Here is an 18,218-nt window from a genome sequence, read left to right as displayed (position 1 = left end):
TATGATGCGATCGGTCGTTGGACTCGCACTCATCCTGCTGCTGGCGCTGGCGCTGGCCCAGGGCCCCCGGCTCACTACCCCCGAGGAAGTGGCCCGTGCAACCGTAATTCAGCGTTCCCTGCCCGCGGTGGTCAAGGTTGAAGGCATCCCCCAGGAGAATTTCGGGCCCGGAGGCAACGAGCCGGTGGGGGGTTCGGGCTTTTTCTACAGCCCCACGCGCATCGTCACCAACTACCACGTCATCCAGGGCCTCAAGGACCTGCGGGTGGTCCTCTACGACGGGCAACCCTACCCCGCCCAGGTCTTCGCGGTGGACCGCGGCATCGACATCGCCATCCTCACCGTGCAGGGAGTGCGGGCTCCAGCGACGCTCAGCTTTGGCAGCTCACAGAACCTGCCCATCGGCATGGGCGTGGTGGTCATCGGCAGCCCCTTTCTGCAACGCCACGTGGTGACTTACGGCATCCTCTCCAAGGTAGGTCCGGTCGAACTCGTCCAGGAGGCCCCCCAAACCGACATTGGCACCGAGGTGGGCGAGGTGCTTTTCACCGATGCCCGCACCGAGGAAGGCAACTCCGGCGGGCCCATGCTCAACCTCCAGGGGCAGGTGATCGGGGTGGTGAGCATGGTGGTAGGGCCTCCCAGCGGGCTGGCCGGGATCGGTCTGGCCATTCCGGGCGACTTGGTGCGGCAGAGCGTGCAGGATCTCGAGCGCTTCGGGCGGGTGCAGCGCGGCTGGCTGGGAGCCAGCCTGGTTGACCTGACCGACCTCGACCCCATCCTGCTGCGCAGCGTGGGCCTCATCAGCAGTCAGGGCGCCATGATCGACCAGATCGAGCCCAGTAGCCCGGCCCGCAGCGCGGGCTTGCGCGGCGCCGAGCGCAACCCCAACGGCAAGCTCACCAGCCTGGGCGACGTGATCCTGGCGGTGGGCGGCAAGCCGGTCAGGAACCGGGCCGAGGTCGTCCAGCAGATCGCACGCTTCCGCGTGGGGGACAAGGTGCGGCTGACCGTCTGGCGGCAGGGACGGCGCATCGAGGTAACCCTTACAATGGTGGCAAGGCCGTAACGGAAGGTCAAGTCTTGACCCATTCCTTCAATCCAGGTAGCCTCACTCCGTCATGTACGTCGCGATCGAGGGGGTCATCGGGGTGGGCAAGACCACCCTCACCCACCTGCTGGCCGAGCGCCTGGGCGTGCAACCCCTGCTCGAGGTGGTGGAGGAAAACCCCTTTCTTCCCCTCTTCTATCAAGACCCGGTGCGCTACGCCTTCAAGGTACAAGTCTTCTTCCTGCTCTCCCGCTACAAGCAACTGCTACCCCTGGCCCAGCCCGAGCTCTTCAGCCGGGGCGTGGTGGCCGACTACCTCTTCGACAAGGACGCCATCTTCGCCGCCATGAACCTCTCCGGTGACGAGTGGGCGCTGTACTCCGACCTCTACGAGCACCTCTCCCCCCGCATCCCGGCCCCCGATCTCACCATCTATCTACGAGCACCGCTGGGCGTGATCCTGGAGCGCATCCGGCAGCGGGGCCGCAGCTTCGAAGCCGGCATGGACCCGGCCTACCTCGAGCGCCTCGGCGCAGCCTACGAACACCACTTCACCACCTATCCCCACCCGCTATGGGTGGTGGAGGCCGACCAACTCGACTACGCCAACAACCCCACCGACCAGGATTGGGTCGTAAGCCAGGTGCAGCAGCGCCTGGGGCTGGTCGCCCAGCCGACCGGAGACTAGGCCGAACGCGTTTTGCGCTTGGCTTTGAGCCTTTAGCCCTATGTACATCGCCATCGCCGGAAACATCGGAGCGGGGAAGTCCACGCTGACCTCGCTGCTCTCCAGCCGCTACGCCCTGCGCCCGGTCTATGAGGCCGTGGATGAAAACCCCTACCTGGCCGACTTCTACCAGGACATGGGAAGCTGGGCCTTCCACTCGCAGGTTTTCTTCCTGGCCAAGCGGCTAAAGCAGCACCTGAGCGAGATCAACGACGCCACCTACGTGGTGCAGGACCGCACCGTCTTCGAGGACGCTCACATCTTCGCCCAAAACCTCTACCTCGAGGGCCACCTCTCCGAGCGGGACTGGCAGACCTACATGGCCCTTTACCAGGGCATCGCCCCGGCCCTGCGCAAGCCCGACCTCCTGATCTACCTCGAGGCCGACCTCCCCACCTTGCAGGCCCACATCGCCCGCCGGGGCCGTGCCTACGAGCAGTCCATCCCCGCGAGCTACCTCGAGGCCCTCAACCGCCTCTACGCCGCCTGGATCGCCAGCTACGACCTCTCCCCCGTCTTGGTCCTGCCCACCCAGCGCCTCAACTTCGCCGACGACCCCGCCGCCCAGCAGGAGGTTTTCGCCCTTCTAGACAGCTATGGGTTGGCTCTGCCCTTTATCTGAGGTAAGTAGTGGGGCAGGGTAAAACTCACGCTTAGCGTTCAAGTGCCCTGCTTGATTTTCCCTCATCTGGGGCCCCCACGGGGAGCGTCCGTTGGCGCGGTGTCGGGAAGATTGGTCCAAGACACGAAGCTTCCTGTGGGTACTCAGCGTCTGGCGTACGACGTAGGACGTACGGCGTACGCCCCTTATGCTTTCTCACCCAAGACCCATTAGGCTTTTAGGGATGAAAAAGATACCCCTGACCCCGATGCTCACCGGCCTGTTGCTCGTGCTCACCGCCTGCCCTGGCCCGTCAGCGGGCATTACCGGGGAAAAGGGCAGCGTGCAGTTGAAGAATTGGCCCAGCGACACCACGGCCACCATTACCTTCGTGAACCTGGTCAACAGCGCCACCGTGCTCGAGGCCAAGGTCACGGCAGAAGGAGGGTTCGAGTATCGCCTGCCCGCCCTGGCGAGCACCGATCTGAAGCCTGTGGGCCAGCTTCTCGCTTCGGGTTGCACCGCCAGCCCCACCACCGCCAACCTGGCTCCGGTCAAGGCGACTGGCAAGACAGATGGCGGCGCAGATTTCTACCCCTTCGCCATCGACTTCCCCCTCGATGCACCCAGGCTGCGAGTGGGCGATGAATTGCTCAACTACATTGGCAGCTTCGACGTGGGCTGGTACTACAGCGACCAGGATGTCACGATCACCTGCAGTGGCTGGAGCGAGGCGCTGAAGTTCAAAAAGGGCTGGAACCTGTCGGTGACAAAGATCACCGACGCGGAGGGGGGCGTTGTTAAGGCGGTGCAGCAGACCAGCCCGAGTTCTCTGAGCAGCGCGTTCAGCTTCTACGCCGAGTTCAGTGCCTCCGGTCCCGCTCCCTCGTTCAGCTTCGATCCCGAGGGCTCTGCCGTCATGCTGAACCCGGAGTATCAGGCTAAAGCCGCACGACGGCTCGAGCGCTAGGCACTTTTCTCGGCGAAAGCTACCCATTCGCTTGCCGCAAAGCCTCGAGCACCTCGATCTTCTCGACTTCGAAGCGGATGTAGGTTTTGAGCCAGCCTGCACCGTCGGGCGCGGAGTACTCGAGCCTCGCCCAACAACCCACCAGCCCGAAGCGTTCCAGCGCACGCGGGAATGGTCCGCACGGCTATGAGCTATACGCAGCATGGCTTACAATCCCCCTAGTGCAGGGGGCCACATGATGCGCTATCTGTTGCTCGCAGTGAACTTCGTCGTCGTCTTGCTCATGGCCATCGCGCCGTGGGCAGTGCTCAAGCGCGAGTTCGGCGGGGTTGGGGTACTGCTCACTCCCTTCGACCTCGTCAACCCGCAAAACCTCGAGCTTCCCGCCATGAACACCGGCTGGGCCACGCCCTTCTTCTGGATCTGGGCGCTTCTGGTGCTCGGGACAAGCGTGGTGTTGTTCCTACCCGATGCCCGCACCCGCGCACGGCTGCTGTATGCCATAGGAGTCGTCGGGTTGGCGTTGTTCGCGGCGGAAGCCATCGTGTTTTATCAGAGCGTGGAGGCCATCAACGGGCCCGCGCTCGAGGCCGGTACCTCCCCGCGCCGCTTGCCCTTGCGGCGCTTCAGCCTGTCGCTGGGAGCCTACCTGGGCGTGTTCTTCAGCCTGGGCATGCTGATCCTGGCCCGGCTGCAACTGCCTGGGGGCAAAGCCTTCCTGGTGCGCTACCGGGGGGTGGTGGTCCCGCTGGTATCGTTGCTGCTGGCTTCGTTCATCGGGGCGCTGGTGGTGGGGTTCATCCGGCCCGGCCTGGGAGCCGAGGGCAAAGTACTGCCCCTGCTGGATGCGGTGGCGACCAAGCTCGACCTGGTGACTTACACCTTCCAGTTGCTCTTCAGCCCCATCATCAGCCTGACCGGCTGGTTCCAGAGCCTGCTGCTGGCGACGCCGCTGATCTTCACCGGGCTGGCTGTGGCCTTTGGTTTCCGCTCGGGTCTGTTCAACATCGGGGCGCCGGGGCAACTCACGCTGGGGGCCATCTGCGCCATGGTGGTAGGCGTGTACCTGCCCGGCCCCGGCTGGATCACGCTCCCGCTGTCCATCATCGCCGCGGCGCTGGGTGGGGCTTTGTGGGGAGCCATTCCGGGCTGGCTCAAGGCCCGCTTCGGAGCCCACGAGGTGATCAACACCATCATGCTCAACTACGTGGCTGCCTCGCTGTTCCTCTTCCTTATCGCTTCCAACGAGTACAAGTTCTTCGGGGCCACGGTGCACCTGCCTTTCAAGGCCGAAGGCTTCGAAGCCCGCAGCAACGAGGTACGCGAAGGCTCGCGCATCCCTTTGATGCTCGACCTGCTCGTGCGCGACGGGCACATCTCCTGGGCCATTCCCCTGGCCCTGCTGCTGGGGCTGGGGGTCTACTACACCCAGCGCCGCGCCGACCTCAGCCGCAGGCTGCTGATCTCGGGAGCGGCGGTGTTGGTGGGGTACGCGGCGGGCGGTTTCCTGCCGGGCCCGGCGGTCGAGCTTACCAGCGCCCTCACTTCATCGCGCTTCAACGGAGCCTTCCTGCTGGCCGTGCTGGCACTGCTGTTTTACAACTTCTACCTCTTCCGCACGCCCGGCGGCTACGAGCTGAGGGCAGTTGGGCTCGCTCCCAAGGCCGCCGAGTACGGCGGGGTCAATCTGCGCTCGAAGATCGTGCTGGCCATGGCCATCTCGGGGGCCCTGGCCGGGCTGGCCGCCACCCACTACGTGCTGGGCGGCGGGGTGGACGAGTACCGCCTCAAACAATCCCTGCCTACCGGGGTGGGGTTTGACGGGATCGCGGTGGCCCTCATGGGGCAGAATACCCCCATCGGCATCAGCCTCTCGGCGTTGCTGTTTGGGGTGCTACTCACGGGGGGGTTAGACCTTAACCAGCAACTGGCGATAAGCCGCGAGTTGGTGACGGTGTTGCAGGCTCTAATTGTGCTGTTCATCGCCGCGGGTGGCTTCCTGCCGCGTTACTTCATCGACCCGTTGCAAGCGGCGCAGGTAGAAACCGAAGCCCGTGCAGAGCAAGAAGACCACGAGAGAGCGCTGATCGGGAGGGCTGGATGAAACGCTTGTCGCCTTTCATGATTGGCTTCCTCGTGGTAGCGGCAATTGCCGTGGTGGTTCTGGGCATGCGGGTGGAGTCGGCGATCCTGATCGCACTGTTCTTCTCGACCCTGCGCCAGACCACTCCCCTGCTGCTCACGGCCCTCGGAGGCATGTTCTCTGAGCGCTCGGGGGTGGTCAATATTGCCCTCGAGGGCATGATTCTCTTCGGAGCCGCCGCCGCTGCCATCAGCGTGGAGCGGCTCGAGGCCCCCATGCTCGCCGCCGACCCCCTGGCCCGCTCAGCCTGGATTCCCTGGGTGGGGGTGCTGGTCGGGATGCTGATGGGTGGCCTGGTGGCCACCGTCTATGCCATCGCGGTGATCCGTTACAGGGCCGAGCAGATCGTGACCGGCACCGCCATCAACCTGCTGGCCGCCGGGGCCCCGCCGGTGTTGATGCAGGCTTTGTACAACACCACCACCAACTCCAAGGAGGTCGAGAACCGCCTGATCAACATCCCTATCGCAGGAGAGAGCATCTCTCCTTTGGTGTTCCTGGCCTTCCTGCTGGTGCCGCTGTGCTGGTGGGTGATGTTCAAAACCCCCTGGGGCCTGCGCCTGCGGGCAGTGGGCGAGCAGCCCGAAGCCGCCGATACCATGGGGATCAACGTCTACCGCATGCGCTACACCGCGGTGATCCTCTCGGGCCTGCTGGCCGGGCTGGCCGGGGCCTATCTCTCCGTCGGCTTCCTCAACCAGTTCGTCAAGAACATGTCAGCTGGGCAGGGTTTCATCGCCCTGGCCGCCCTGATCTTCGGCAAATGGCACCCGCTGGGCGTGCTGGGGGCGACGCTGCTGTTTGGCTTCTTCCGGGCTCTGGCCATCCAGCTTCAGGGAGGGGAGGTCATGCCTTCGGTAGTGGTGGAGGCCATCCCCTACGTCCTCACTATCCTGGTGCTGGCCGGATTTATCGGGCGCAGCCGCCCACCGGCGGCTGTCGGCAAGCCGTACGAGAAGTAAGTTGTACGTCGTGCGCCAAAGGCAAAACGCCGTGCTGCGCCCTAAGTCATCCCAATCTCTCAGCGCCTAACGGTGATCGTAGCCCCCTCGAGCGGCAACCCGCTGACGGTGAGGGAGTTGTTGCTGCCCGCTCCCCTGGCGCTCACAGCGCTCAGGGTGGCCTGGTAGGTGAGTTCCCTGGGGCGGTTGTCGCAAGCCGAAGTCAAGATCCCCAGGAGCAAAGCCACGATGAAGAGCCCCCTCCCGCGGTGCAGCCTCCAGAGGCTCACCATCAGCAACATGGCCAGAGTCACGACAAAAGAGATGAAGCCGGGAAACAGGCTGGCCTGCACGGCTTGGGGCCACAGGCCGATGGTGGTGTTGAAGGCGTAAACCACCAGGAAATCGCTCGAGCTCCCCGCTGCCAGCGGCAGGGAGCCGAGCACGAGCTTCAACTGACCGTTGTCCATGCCGTAAGCGCCGCTGGCGAGGGGGGTCTCGCCCACATCGACCTGGCCGTTGCCGTTGAGGTCGAGGTAGATCGAGACGCCGGTGATGTCCTTGTTGTCCACCCCGCTGCCCCTGGCCTGGAGGGTCACACCCTCGATCATCACGTCCTCGGCTCCCGGCACGCCGGTGTTGGTCAGGCGGAATTGCAGCACGGGGGTGGAGTTGCCCTTGTCGGCGGTCTTGTTGGCCGGGCTATTGCCGCCCTTGCTGGCCATCAGGCCCGCTGCCGCTACCACCGGGGTGTCGAGGGTCAGGCTGTTGTTGGCGGCGTTGGGGTCGGGGGTGCTGCTGCTGGCGGTGAAGGTGCTGCTGAGGCTGCCCATAGCCGTGGGCCTGACCACGATCTGCGCCGTGGCGAAGGCAGCGGCGGCCAGGTCGCCCAGGTTGCAGCTCACGCTGCTCCCCGAGTTGGTGCAGCCGCTCGAGGCCCCGACGAAGCTGGCTCCGGCAGGCAGGGTATAGCTGAGGGTGCTCGAGGTCGCAGTCTGAGGGCCAAAGTTGGTCAGGCGCAGTCCGTAGGTCAGCTCGCTGTTGCCCGCCACCGGGCTGGGCGCGGCCTGGCCGGTGAGCGAGAGGTTGGCCCCGCTGCTGGCCGTGCCGAAGTCGAGGTAGAAAGCACCACGCCCGTGGGTGAAGGCGTACAGGCGTCCACCGTTGGCCCCGAAGCCCAGTTCGAACACCGCCACGTTGGGCAGGCCGCTGCTGGGCCCCATGAACTCCCAGCTCGCTCCGGCATTGGGGCTGTGCCAGATGGCGATGTCGGTGCCCACGTAGACGTTGGCGGGGGCGTCGGGCCTGAGGGCCACGGTGTTGAAGGGAAGGTCGACCGGCGGGCTGATGTTGCTCCAGTTGGGCGAGGCCGCGAGCGCACCGGTGCTCTTGAACAGGTGGCCGGGCTTGCCGGGGGTGCCTTCGTCGAAGCCGGAGAGGCTCACGTAGAGGATGTTGGGGTCGGTGGGGTCGAACTCGAGGTCGGTGACGTAGCGACCTGGGACCTGATCGGCGGGGTCGAGGTCGGTCCAGGTCTGGCCGCCGGTGGTGGTCAGGCGCAGATCGCCAAAGCGCGTGCCGTAAGCGTAGGTCTTGCAGGTGGGGTCGGAAGGGGCGAAGGCGATGGCGCTGACGCGATTGGGGCGGCCCTGTCCGTCGGTGCCCATCTCGGGAGCGTTGGCCCGCCAGGTGGCCTGCGCGCCGCTGAAGAAGTTGTCGCTGCGCCAGAGGTTGTCGGTCCCGGCCAAGAACACGTCGTCGTCGGAGGGGCACTTCTCGAAGCGAGCGATGAACGGGGCGTTGGTGCGGTCAATACCCCCGCCAGCACCGACGAAGCTATTGCCCCCATCGGTGGTGCGGTAGATGTTGAGGCCCTGCGAGGAGACCGCCCAGTCGTTCTCGGGATCGCTGGCCGAGATAGCAGCGTCGGCCCCGTCGCCGCCGAAGATGGCGGGCCAGCCGTCGCTGCCCTGCCACAGCGAGGTGCCGTTGTCCTGTGAGCCGCCGATGGCCAGGCTGAGCCCGCTGGGATGGGCCACGCCCTCGTAGAACTGGGTGAAGGCCAGCTCGAGGTTGTGCGTCGCCCAGGTCGCACCACCATCGCCGCTCGACCACACCCCGCCATCGTTGCCCACCACCAGCCGGTTGCCCGCCCAGGCGAAGGCGTGCTGGTCGACGTGGGTGCCCAGGCTGGCCTTGTTGGAGACGTCGCTCCAGGTGAGGCCGTCGTACTTCCAAATCTCGATGCCCCCGGCGTAGAGCACGTTGGGGTTGGCGGGGTCGACGATGATCTCATGGTCGTACCAGCACTGGTTGACCGCCGCTTTGTAGGCGTCACCCCAGCCGCAGTAACCCAGCGTGCCGGTGCCGTTGTCGGTGGGCTTGAGCGAGATCTGGGTCCAGGTGGGGGTGGCGTCCCAGGCGTTGGTGGTCTTGTACAGGCCGATCATCCCGCCGTCGTTGCCCGCACCGTCAATGGCGTCGGAGACCGAGACGTACATCACGTTGGAATCGGAAGGGGCGATGGCCAGCTCGGTGCGACCCATCCCGCCCGCGGCATCATCCCACGGACCGCTCACCTTGGCCCAGGTGACCCCGGCGTCGGTGGAGCGGTAAAGGCCGTTGGTCTCATCTCCCAAAACCGCTCCCCTGGCAGCGTACATCTGGGCGAAGTTGCCGGGTCGCGCCTCGAGGTCGGTGACATCGCCGCTCAAGCGCAGCGACCAGTCGGCCCCAGCGTTGGTGGAGCGGAACACCCCGGTCGGAGCAGGATTGGGCAGGCGGCCTGCCCCCTTGCCCCCAATGCCCGACGTGGTCGCAGCCAGCAGGGTGTTGGCATCACTAGGGCTCACCACGATGTCGCTGAACGACCCCCCCTTGAAGGTGTCCGCGGTCCCAGGGATGACGCTCCAAGTGCTGCCACCGTCGAGCGACTTCAGCATCCCCGCGCCGAAGTAGCTCGAGCCCGAGAAGGTGGCCTCCCCGGTCCCGGCGTAAACGACGCTGGGGTTGCCGGGCGCGAAGGCGATGGCTCCCATGGCCATGGAGGGCTGGTCATCGGTGCGGGCGCTCCAGCTCACGCCGCCATCGGTGCTTTCCCAGATCCCGGCCTGGGCCCCGCCCACCAGCCAGTGGTTGGAGTCGGCGGAGTCGATGGCGACGTCCCCCACCCGGCCCGACATCTCGCGGGTGCCCAAAGCGAGGCCGATCTGGCCGCCCTCGATGGGTTTGGGTCCGATCGCCACCCAGTTTTCGGCGGCCAGGTTGCTCAGGCCCTGCCGCTGTCCAAACTGCTGGATCTGGCCGTAGGCCCGCAGCCGGGCCTGTGGGGGAACGTCGGCCAGGGGATAAGCCCGCTGCTCATGCCAGAACTCGTAGTGCTCCCAGGCCTCGAGGAAGGCGTTCTCGCCACTGCGCTCGAGTTCGGCCCTGAGGCGCTGACGGTCCTCGGGGGTTTGCACGAACAGTAGGGCGAAGGGCACCCAGTTGCCGTCCTTGACCTCGAACTCCTCGAAGCCTTCGGGATCTCCTTCCCCGTCGGTGGCCTGAACGGGAGCGGGACCCAGGGCCCACAGGCCACCCCCCCACAGCAAGAGGGCTACCATAAACCACCAGCGCCGCAAGAATCGCAACATGAGGGCTCCCCTGGTCGTGTCCTACGTCCTACGTCTACGCCAAGTGCCGAACGTTGAACGCCATATGCCATAGGCCTTTAGGCAGCGCAAAGTGGTCTACCTGAGCCTGAACGTGTTGATCCACCAGTTGACTTTGGGGACCTCGCCCCTCAGCTCGAGGGTGGCCTCAACCTCCTTTCCTACCCATAGCGGCAGGGGCCGCAGGGAATAAGCCTCGACCTGCATGCCCGCCCGCGCCGGGTTGCGCAGGCCAGGACCGATCGGTTCGGCGCTTTTGAGCTCGAGCCAGTACGAGTACACCCGCCTGCCCGCCTCGAGGGCTATCCCCTTCTCAAGAAGGGCCTGGGGCGACCACACCGAGTAGCGCAGCACTAGTGCGGCAACCCGGCTGCCGCCCTCAACCTCGACGGGAGGAGGCGGAGGCTGGGCCTGAGCCAGCATCAATGCGCCCAGGATCAGCGCCGCGAGCACTTGCCGCAGGTGCTTCGAGCGGTTCATGGGGGTTCCTCTACATGAAGCTATCACGGCTGGGGGTTGAGCTGGGCATAGGCCACCACCCCGATCAGGCCGCTAATGCCCACCAGCAGCACCAGCACGAAGAGATCGAGCAGCGGCAGGGAGGTTCCGGTAGGGACGTAGTTGATGAGTTGGATCAGCAAGACCAGCAGCACGTGGGCGGGCACCCCAGCCCGCAGGATCAGGTGCCAGCCTTCGCGCACTGCCCAGGTCCAGGAGCCGTGCCGCTCGGCGAGGTACTGGAAGGGGTAAAACCACAGCAGTCCCAAAACCGTGTTGGCTGCGAGGCGCAGCAACTCGGCCACGACCGGGGAGAAGCGCTGAAGTGGCAGCGGCACCACCAGCCCCACCAACAGCAAGGCCAAGTACACCCAACCTGCCAGAAAAACCTGGCGGCGAAACTGTTGCCACAGCAACTCCGGCACCCACTCCCCCTGGCGCAGGTAGCGCAGCATCACCGCGTTGAAGCCCACCTGCATGGGCCCGATAAGGATACCGAAGCTGACAAAGCTGAAGAGCAGGGCCACGAAGGTGACCCACAAAATGCCCAGCGGGTTGTGTGCGAAAATTCGCAGAGTCACCAACAGCACCTGAGTGAGGTTGAGCATTATGCGCCCATTGTATAGGGCCTTTGAAAGAGTTCCAGTCGCCCGACTTGACATATATATATTGCTTGCAATATATATATACGAAAGGTGTTAGAGAGGACGTCATATGACCGGAGCTACTACACTAGACCGCGAGCGCTTTTACCAAAGTCTGGCGAACTGGAAAGACGACGGCCCCATCTCAGTCGCGGTGGCCGACATTGACGAGTTTCTGGCGGTCAACCAGAACTACGGGCGCGAGGTGGGCAACGCGGTGATCGCGCTGGTGATGAAGGCGCTGGCTGGCAGCCTCCCCCCTGGCAGCCTGCTCACCCGCCTCGGCGGCGACGAGTTCGCCTGTGCCCTGCCGGGGGCCAGCCCCGAGGAGGCGCTGATCCAGCTCGAGGAGATCCGGCAGTACCTCGCGGGTCGCAAGCACAACGTGGGGGAGGTCTCGCTGGCGGTGCGGCTGTCCATCGGCATCGCCAGCTTCCCCCGCCACGTCTCCGACCCCCAGCAACTGCTCCAGGCCGCCGACGAGGCGCTGTTGCGGGCCAAGCGCGAGGGGCGCAGCCGTGTGGCGATCTACGTGGAGGACAGGATGGTGCTGAAGTCGAACTACTACCCCAAGAACCAGCTCGCCCGCCTGGCCACGCTCTCCGAGCGCTTAGGCCGCACCGAGGCCGCCCTGCTGCGCGAGGCCCTGGCCGACCTGCTCGACAAGTACCGGGAGTTCCTGTGATCGAGCGGCGCTGGATGGAGCGGGCCGTGGAGTTCGCCCTGCGGAGCATTGAGGAAGGCACCGCTTTGATCCCTCTGCCGGAGGTAACAAAATGCCCTGGAACCCCGAACAGTACGAGAAATTCAAAGCCGAGCGCACCGCCCCCTTCGACGACCTGCTCGCGCTGGTCAGGGTTCGGCCCGGCCTGCGGGTCGTGGACCTGGGCTGCGGGACCGGCGAACTCACCCGTCGCCTGGCCGACCGCCTCCCCGGCAGCACCGTGACCGGGCTCGACAGCTCCCCCGAGATGCTCGCCAAGAGTCAGAACTTCGCCCGCGAGGGGCTCAGCTTCGTGCAGGGCGACTTCCGGGAGCTCGAGGGGCAGTACGACCTGATCTTCTCCAACGCCGCGCTGCAATGGGCCGACGACCACCCCACCCTCTTCGCCCGGCTCTGGGGCCACCTGAACCCCGGCGGGCAGATGGTGGTACAGATGCCCGCCAACGGCGATCACCCCTCCCACCGCCTGGCCCGCGAGGTCGCCGAGGAGCCCGAGTTCAGGGCCTACTTCCCGCACCAAGGCCGCCGCCACCCGGTCCTGCCAGTCGAGGACTATGCCCAGTTGTTCTTCGACCTCGGCGGGCAGGACATCACCGCCGTGCTCAAGGTGTATCCCCACGTCCTGCCCGACGCCGACGCGATCGTGGAGTGGGTCAAGGGAACCTTGCTCACCGCCTACCTGGGCGTGCTGCCGGAGGGGTTGCAGGGGGTTTTCCTCGAGCGCTACCGCTCGAGGCTCAACGAATTGATGCCGCAAAAGCCGGTGTTCTACGGCTTCAAACGGGTGCTGCTGGCGGCGAGCAAGCCCGCCGTGTAACGCCCGACACGCAATCCAGGGCGGGAGTGGGCTGCGTAAGGTTTGGGAGGAGGTTCGGAGATGGAGTGGGTGGGAGGTTTGTTGCTGGGCGCATTGATCGCTAGCGCCGGGTGGAGGGTGGCGTACCTGCGGGTGCTGGAGCAGTCCTGCACCGACTCCCTCACCGGCCTCCCCAACCGGCGGGGCCTCGAGCGGGCGCTCGCGCGCGAACTCACCCTGGCCGAGCGCTCCGGCGAGCCCCTGTGCCTCGTCCTCTTCGACCTCGACGCCTTCAAACGGGTCAACGACACCTTTGGGCACGCGGCAGGCGACAAGGCCCTGCGCCTGGTGGCGCGCGTGGCACGGGAGAAGCTCCGGCGCTCCGACTGGGTGGGGCGCTGGGGCGGGGAGGAGTTCGTGGCGGTGCTGCCGGGCACCCTCCTCCTGGCCGCCGAGACCATCGCCCAGCGGCTGCGCAAGGCGGTGAGCGCCCTCGAGCCCGTCCCTGCCTGCCGCCTGAGCATCAGCCTGGGGGTGGCGGCGTACCGGCCGGGCGAGAGCGCGGCGGAACTGCTCGAGCGCGCCGACGCCCTGCACTACCGGGCCAAGCGGGCCGGGGGCGACCGGGCCTGCGCCGAGGGGTCAGGGCTCGAGCTCGACCACGTGGCGCGGGTGATCGGGTAGCCGCGTGAGGCCCTCGCGCAGGAAACGGGGCCGCACCGGCAGGCGCGGCATCTGGTCCTGGGGGAACCAGCGGTACAGCAGGTGGGTGTGTCTCTCGCTCCCGCGCCGCTCCCCCTCCCAGAAGTCCGGCAGGCTCATCGCGAAGTAGAGCCCCACCTCGTGATGGGCGCGTCCCCGATGGTCGAACAGGTTCTCGACCACGAAGAGCAGCGGGCCGGTCTGGGCCTCGAGCCCCAACTCCTCGCGCATCTCGCGCCGCAGGGCCTGCTGGGCGGTCTCGAGGGCCTCCACCCGCCCGCCAGGCAGCGCCCAGAAGTCGTCCTCCAATCCCCGGTGCAGCAAAATTTGGCCGTGCTGAAGGGCGATCCCGGCCACCCGGTAGATGAAGCGCACCCCCTGCGCGGCGAAGTAGGTAGGGGCTACCCCCTGCTCAGGAATCTCAGCCATAGGCCCTAAAGCCTACGCCAGCCCGGCGGCTCGGGCAAGGCCCGCTCGAGCTCAGCCCACCGACAGCGCCAGCAGGTACTGGGCCGCGTAGTACAGCGGCAGCCCCAGCAGCGGGTTGAGCACCTCCGAGCGCACGAAGCGCTCGCGGGCCACGAAGAGGTCGGAGAGGTAGAACAGCAGCGCCCCCAGCCGGGCCTCCGGGCGGCCTGCCGCCAGGGCGAAGAGCAGCATCACGCTGATGACGGCGGCGTAGGCCAGCACCGGGACGCGCCAGCCCTCGAGGTGCGGCCACAGCCAGCGCACGACCCCCAGCCCCACGCCCAGCACCAGCGCGAAGGCCCACGGGCCGGGGCTTCCCTCGGCGGCGAAGGCCCCCACGTAGGCCAGGTGCGCCAGCAAAAAGGCGACCAGCCCCGCCAGGAAGGCCCGCCCCGATGGAAAGATCAGAAAAACGTCGCCCAAAGCCGAGAGCACCAGCCCGGCGAACACCCACTGGGCGAAACGGCCCTCGAGGCCCTGTGACAGAGCCAGCAGGATGAAGCCCAGCGAACAGGCCACCTTGGAAGCCGCCCGCGCCAGGGGCCGCCGGCGCACCTCCGCCGCCAGCAGGCCCAGCAGGGAAAAGCCCCCCAGGCCGATCCACAGCCACGCCGCCGACACCCGCCCGCACCCGCCTCAGCGCCGCAGCTCGTCCTTGTGGGCCGTGACCAGGCTGCCCTCCTCGGTGATCATGTCCACGGTCTGGGCCAGCGGGTTGAGCTTGACCACCTTGCCGCACACGTCGTGGATGGTGCACACCTTGGCGTTCTTCTTGGGCAATCCCGCCAGCAACTCCTGGTACAGCTCGTGCTCGTACTGCAAGCAGCACAGCAAGCGCCCGCAGGGGCCGGAAATCTTCTCGGGCGACAGCGGGAGCTGCTGGTCCCTGGCCATCTTGATGGAGACCTGGGCGAAGTCTTGCAGGTGGGTCGAGCAGCACGACTCCATGCCGCAAGCCCCCAGCGTGCCCAGGTAGGCGGTCTGGTCGCGCGGGCCCAGCGCTAAGAACTCCACGCGCGCACCCGCCAGCCGGGAGATCTCCCCCACCCAGCGGCGCAGGTCCACGCGCTCCTCGGCGGAGTAGTGCACCGAGAGGTGGTTGCCGTCGAGGGTGAACTCGCAGCCCAGCAGCTTGGCCGGGACGTTTTCCCGACGGAACTTGGCCTTGAGCCACCACTTGAGGTCCTCGGCGCGCTCGCGCAGCTTGCTGGCGGTCTCGAGGTCCTGCGGGCTAGCCTGGCGCACCACCTCGCCTTGGGGCCGTCCCGCCCGGGGCGCGGTGCGCACCTTGCCCAGCTCGAGGCCCCTGGGCGTGCTGACCACCACCCAGCTCCCCTGCGCGGGGGGTTCCCCGCTGAAGCTGTAGTCGTAGAGTTTTGGGCCGTGATTGAAACGGACGCCTACGCAGTCCATTGATGCCGATCCTCCTCGCTTTGGACACTCTGAGCCAGCAGGCGGGCTCCAGAGCAGTTGACAGACCAGAGTCTGATGTCTTTCACTCTACAACTTCAGCGCTCGGCCATCACCGACCACAGCCGCAGACCCAGCCAGCTCAGCACCAGGTCCTCGCCGACGTAAGCGCTCAGGGCCTCCTGGGCCTGGTGGATGGCGAGCAGGGCCGCCGCGCGTCGCGGATCCTCGGGGGGAAGGGACTGCCCCAGCTTGCGGGCCAGGTAGTTCAGGCCGCCTTCGGTCTCGAGCAGCGGCCCCAGGGCCTCGAGGGTCTGGGCGGGGCCTTTCGCCAGGCTCTCGAGCACCCCCTGAGCCCGCCCCACGAGCTGGTTGAAGAGGGCCGGGTTGTCGAGCGCCCAGCGCACCCGCCCCGCGCTGCCCTCGGCGTAGGCCAGGATTTCGGGGTCGCGGGTGAGGCCGTGCAGCGTCTCCTCGGGCAGGGGGCCGAAGGCCAGCTCGAGCGAGCGCGAGGCCAGGGTGGGCAGCACCAGTTCGCGGCTGGGCGCGATGAGGACGAGACGGGCGTAGGTGGGGGGCTCCTCGAGCACCTTCAGCAGCGCGTTGGCCGCGGGCTCGTTGAGCAGGTGGGCCCCGTCGATCACCGCCACCTTGGCCCGGAAGCGGGGATAGGTCGAAAGCCACTCCAGCAGGCTCTCGCCGCCCTCCTCGCGCGGGGCGATCTGCTCGAGCCGGATTTGCAGGTTGCGGGCTTTGCGCCCGGTCTTGGTCTGGGCCTCGGGGGCGATCTCGAGGTAGTCGGTGTGCTCCTCCAGGCGGCAGGAAGCGCAGTCACCGCAGCCTGGAAACCCCTTAGCGCAGTTGAGGCCGTAGGCGTACCACCGCGCTACCGCCCGCCGCCCCACCCCTTCCGGGCCGGTAAACAGCAGGCTCTGGCTGCTGAGGCTCGGCAGCAGCCGCAGGATGTGCTCATGTCCCAGGATCGAAGGCTTCAACTGCGGTCTCCATTGCGAAAGTGCCTTTGAGGTCAGCGTGCCTGATATGAGCCATCGGCTATCGACGGTTTATTTCCCGTGCAGCAGCCGCTCGTAAAGCCAGTTGGGAAAGCCCACTTCCTCGATACGGCGCAATACCTGCTTGAGGTCGTAGGTCACGCGGTAGAACTCGACGAGATCCTCCTCGCTGTCCCAGATGGCATAAGCAGCTCCCGGCGTGCCGTCGCGGGGTTGCCCTACTGAGCCGGGGTTAACGATGGCCCGGACCTTGGGGGCTAAGATGAGCTCGCCGCCGTTGGTGTAGCGCTGGTAGCGCACCCACTGGCCGTTGGGGCCGTCGAGGGAGAGGTAGGCTCCCGCCAGGTGAGTGTGGCCGTGGAAGACCCAGCGGGCCGCCGTGCAGTCGAAGCCCTGGCGGGCGAGCTCGAGGTCGTCGAGGTACTGCATGGGATCACAGGGACTGCCGTGCACCAGCAAGGCCCCTTCCACGTTGGCGGCCATGGGCAATTTGGAGAGGTAGGCGTGGCTGGCGGCACTCATGCGCTCGGCCTGCCAGGCGATGATCTCGAGGATGGGCCCCTCGACATCCAAGGAGCCCAGCGACAGCATCCAGGCGTCGTGGTTGCCCAGCACTCCAATGGCATCGTGCGAGGCCAACCACGACACCACCCGCTCGGCATCGGGATAATAGCCCACCGCGTCCCCTAGAAAAAGAACCCGCTCCCAGTCCCTGGCCTCGCGCACGATGGCCTCGAGGGCAGCCCAGTTACCGTGCAGGTCGGAGAGGATCAGGTAACGCACAGTGACACATCATACGGCAGGTCAAGGGTCGAGGGTCGGTGGCTGAAAGACGCCAAGCGTCGAAGGCCACCGACCCTCGGCATCCTGCGTCTTGCGTTTGGCGTTTGGCCTTCGGCGTCTTATGCTGTGGCTGTGCTCGAGGCCGAAGAGCATAACACGGCAATGACGGAGGCCCGCTTGGTGAAAGAGGCTCTGGCTTCCGAGGAATCTTCCGGCCCTAGCAGCTCCGCCTGGCTGGAGGAGATCCTGGCGCGGCACGTCCGCACCGGATACGACGAGTTGGGCAGTTTCTACGCCTGGCTCGAGGGGCACTATGGCGGCGAGACCCTGCTGCTGTGGGCCCCCAGGGAGTGGGGCGAGGCCGTGATCCGCGCGCTGCGGGGCCTGGAGTACAAGGGTCGCATCGTGCTGGGCCTGGATGCTTCGGGAGGGCACGGCACGCCCTTTCAGCGGGCGCTGGAGTGGGTTCGCCCTCGCCGCGCGCTCATCCTGACCGAGGGGGAGGGGGTGGGCTCGAGCTTTACCCCAACCGACCCCGATCCCGATGGTGATGCTGAAGCTATCGAGGTGGAAGCGCCCACCGGGCTGCGCTACCGGGAAGTCCCGGCCAGACGGGCCTGGAAGGGTGAACTCGAGACCGACCTGCCACAAATCCCCGGCCCGGCACTGGGCGCGTACGGTTGGGAACGGGGCATTCCCACCTACGGCGTGGGACTGGTAGGATTGGACACAACCCTCCAGGCCCTGTTGCGGGTCTGGCGTTTGAATGTCTAGGAGGCTTGATGCTTGGCGCGGTTTTTACCCTGATCTTCGTCATCGGTTCGATCCTGGTCACCAGCCTGATCTACCTGGCCATCAACCCCAGGAGTGTCAACGTCGAGGGCGAGGGCGCCGACCTGCGCTACATCGGCTTCGCCCTGGTCCTCATCATCCTCTCGGCAGCCACGATCGGGGCCATGCTGATGTTGGGAAAGGCCCACAACGCCCTGGGCTGAGCATAGACACCGACCTCGACCCCGCCGCAGCGGGGTTTCTTCGTAAACCGAGGGCACACGTAACGTAATTAACGCCGTTATTTGGCCGTTTCGATAGAT

General features: G+C 66.3%; 20 protein-coding genes. 11 read left to right on the top strand and 9 right to left on the bottom strand.

Annotated elements, in window-relative coordinates:
• Window position 1: 1 nt before the first annotated feature.
• From Mrose_RS00235 to Mrose_RS00220, 4 genes are all read left to right on the top strand, one after another.
• Window positions 2-1,069, top strand: coding sequence for a S1C family serine protease (locus Mrose_RS00235; protein ID WP_119275425.1), 1,068 nt, complete (start codon window positions 2-4; stop codon window positions 1,067-1,069).
• A gap of 52 nt (window positions 1,070-1,121) precedes the next feature.
• A complete protein-coding gene (locus Mrose_RS00230; RefSeq protein ID WP_119275424.1) occupies window positions 1,122-1,739 on the top strand; it encodes a deoxynucleoside kinase in 618 nt (205 codons plus the stop codon).
• 40 nt (window positions 1,740-1,779) lie between these two features.
• The gene (locus tag Mrose_RS00225) at window positions 1,780-2,400 is read left to right on the top strand and encodes a deoxynucleoside kinase (RefSeq protein ID WP_119275423.1); all 621 of its coding nucleotides are present in this window, start codon (window positions 1,780-1,782) and stop codon (window positions 2,398-2,400) included.
• Between the two features lie 223 nt (window positions 2,401-2,623).
• A complete protein-coding gene (locus tag Mrose_RS00220; protein WP_119275422.1) occupies window positions 2,624-3,349 on the top strand; it encodes a hypothetical protein in 726 nt (241 codons plus the stop codon).
• Between the two features lie 19 nt (window positions 3,350-3,368).
• Here the strand turns inward: Mrose_RS00220 and Mrose_RS19580 are convergent, their stop codons facing one another.
• The gene (locus tag Mrose_RS19580) at window positions 3,369-3,491 is read right to left on the bottom strand and encodes a hypothetical protein (RefSeq protein WP_275052645.1); all 123 of its coding nucleotides are present in this window, start codon (window positions 3,489-3,491) and stop codon (window positions 3,369-3,371) included.
• A 93-nt stretch (window positions 3,492-3,584) separates the two neighbouring features.
• On the opposite strand from Mrose_RS19580, the gene Mrose_RS00215 reads away from it, so the two are divergent.
• Window positions 3,585-5,453 (top strand): ABC transporter permease, encoded by a 1,869-nt coding sequence (locus tag Mrose_RS00215; RefSeq protein ID WP_119275421.1) that lies wholly within the window; start codon window positions 3,585-3,587, stop codon window positions 5,451-5,453.
• 65 nt (window positions 5,454-5,518) lie between these two features.
• On the top strand, window positions 5,519-6,454 hold the full coding sequence (locus Mrose_RS00210) for an ABC transporter permease (RefSeq protein WP_119275517.1): 936 nt from the start codon (window positions 5,519-5,521) through the stop codon (window positions 6,452-6,454).
• Window positions 6,455-6,513: 59 nt separating this feature from the next.
• On the opposite strand, the gene Mrose_RS00205 is transcribed toward Mrose_RS00210, so the two are convergent.
• The 3 genes from Mrose_RS00205 to Mrose_RS00195 all read right to left on the bottom strand — a co-directional run bounded on the left by Mrose_RS00205 (window position 6,514) and on the right by Mrose_RS00195 (window position 11,192).
• Entirely contained in the window at window positions 6,514-10,068 is a 3,555-nt protein-coding gene (locus tag Mrose_RS00205; RefSeq protein ID WP_119275420.1) for a DUF11 domain-containing protein, read from the bottom strand.
• 96 nt (window positions 10,069-10,164) lie between these two features.
• The gene (locus tag Mrose_RS00200; RefSeq protein WP_119275419.1) at window positions 10,165-10,566 is read right to left on the bottom strand and encodes a hypothetical protein; all 402 of its coding nucleotides are present in this window, start codon (window positions 10,564-10,566) and stop codon (window positions 10,165-10,167) included.
• 23 nt (window positions 10,567-10,589) lie between these two features.
• Window positions 10,590-11,192 carry a hypothetical protein gene (locus Mrose_RS00195; protein ID WP_119275418.1) on the bottom strand — a complete coding sequence of 201 codons (603 nt, stop codon included), beginning with the start codon at window positions 11,190-11,192 and terminating at the stop codon, window positions 10,590-10,592.
• Window positions 11,193-11,298: 106 nt separating this feature from the next.
• Here Mrose_RS00195 and Mrose_RS00190 point away from each other — a divergent pair, with 106 nt between their 5' ends.
• The 3 genes from Mrose_RS00190 (at window position 11,299) to Mrose_RS00180 (ending at window position 13,432) form a co-directional block, all read left to right on the top strand.
• On the top strand, window positions 11,299-11,913 hold the full coding sequence (locus Mrose_RS00190; protein WP_119275417.1) for a diguanylate cyclase: 615 nt from the start codon (window positions 11,299-11,301) through the stop codon (window positions 11,911-11,913).
• Between the two features lie 91 nt (window positions 11,914-12,004).
• A complete protein-coding gene (locus Mrose_RS00185; protein WP_119275416.1) occupies window positions 12,005-12,769 on the top strand; it encodes a methyltransferase domain-containing protein in 765 nt (254 codons plus the stop codon).
• A 60-nt stretch (window positions 12,770-12,829) separates the two neighbouring features.
• Entirely contained in the window at window positions 12,830-13,432 is a 603-nt protein-coding gene (locus Mrose_RS00180) for a GGDEF domain-containing protein (RefSeq protein WP_119275415.1), read from the top strand.
• Here Mrose_RS00180 and Mrose_RS00175 read toward each other — a convergent pair.
• The 5 genes from Mrose_RS00175 to Mrose_RS00155 form a co-directional block, all read right to left on the bottom strand.
• Window positions 13,391-13,879 carry an NUDIX hydrolase gene (locus Mrose_RS00175; protein ID WP_119275414.1) on the bottom strand — a complete coding sequence of 163 codons (489 nt, stop codon included), beginning with the start codon at window positions 13,877-13,879 and terminating at the stop codon, window positions 13,391-13,393. The two genes, Mrose_RS00180 and Mrose_RS00175, sit on opposite strands and share 42 nt — an antisense overlap.
• A gap of 51 nt (window positions 13,880-13,930) precedes the next feature.
• Entirely contained in the window at window positions 13,931-14,539 is a 609-nt protein-coding gene (locus Mrose_RS00170; RefSeq protein WP_119275413.1) for a lysoplasmalogenase, read from the bottom strand.
• A 15-nt stretch (window positions 14,540-14,554) separates the two neighbouring features.
• Window positions 14,555-15,331, bottom strand: a complete 777-nt coding sequence (locus tag Mrose_RS00165; RefSeq protein ID WP_119275412.1) for a PSP1 domain-containing protein — start codon at window positions 15,329-15,331, stop codon at window positions 14,555-14,557.
• 95 nt (window positions 15,332-15,426) lie between these two features.
• Window positions 15,427-16,323 carry a hypothetical protein gene (locus tag Mrose_RS00160; protein WP_119275411.1) on the bottom strand — a complete coding sequence of 299 codons (897 nt, stop codon included), beginning with the start codon at window positions 16,321-16,323 and terminating at the stop codon, window positions 15,427-15,429.
• Between the two features lie 69 nt (window positions 16,324-16,392).
• Complete coding sequence (locus Mrose_RS00155) at window positions 16,393-17,124, bottom strand: metallophosphoesterase family protein (RefSeq protein WP_119275410.1); 732 nt, start codon at window positions 17,122-17,124, stop codon at window positions 16,393-16,395.
• Window positions 17,125-17,304: 180 nt separating this feature from the next.
• Between Mrose_RS00155 and Mrose_RS00150 the strand changes: the two genes are divergently transcribed.
• The gene (locus tag Mrose_RS00150) at window positions 17,305-17,898 is read left to right on the top strand and encodes a hypothetical protein (protein ID WP_245969357.1); all 594 of its coding nucleotides are present in this window, start codon (window positions 17,305-17,307) and stop codon (window positions 17,896-17,898) included.
• A gap of 8 nt (window positions 17,899-17,906) precedes the next feature.
• Window positions 17,907-18,119, top strand: coding sequence for a hypothetical protein (locus tag Mrose_RS00145; RefSeq protein WP_119275409.1), 213 nt, complete (start codon window positions 17,907-17,909; stop codon window positions 18,117-18,119).
• The last annotated feature ends 99 nt before the right edge of the window (window positions 18,120-18,218 follow it).

This window comes from Calidithermus roseus (genome assembly GCF_003574095.1).
GTDB lineage: Bacteria > Deinococcota > Deinococci > Deinococcales > Thermaceae > Calidithermus > Calidithermus roseus.
This window is presented reverse-complemented; position numbering and strand designations above follow the sequence as displayed.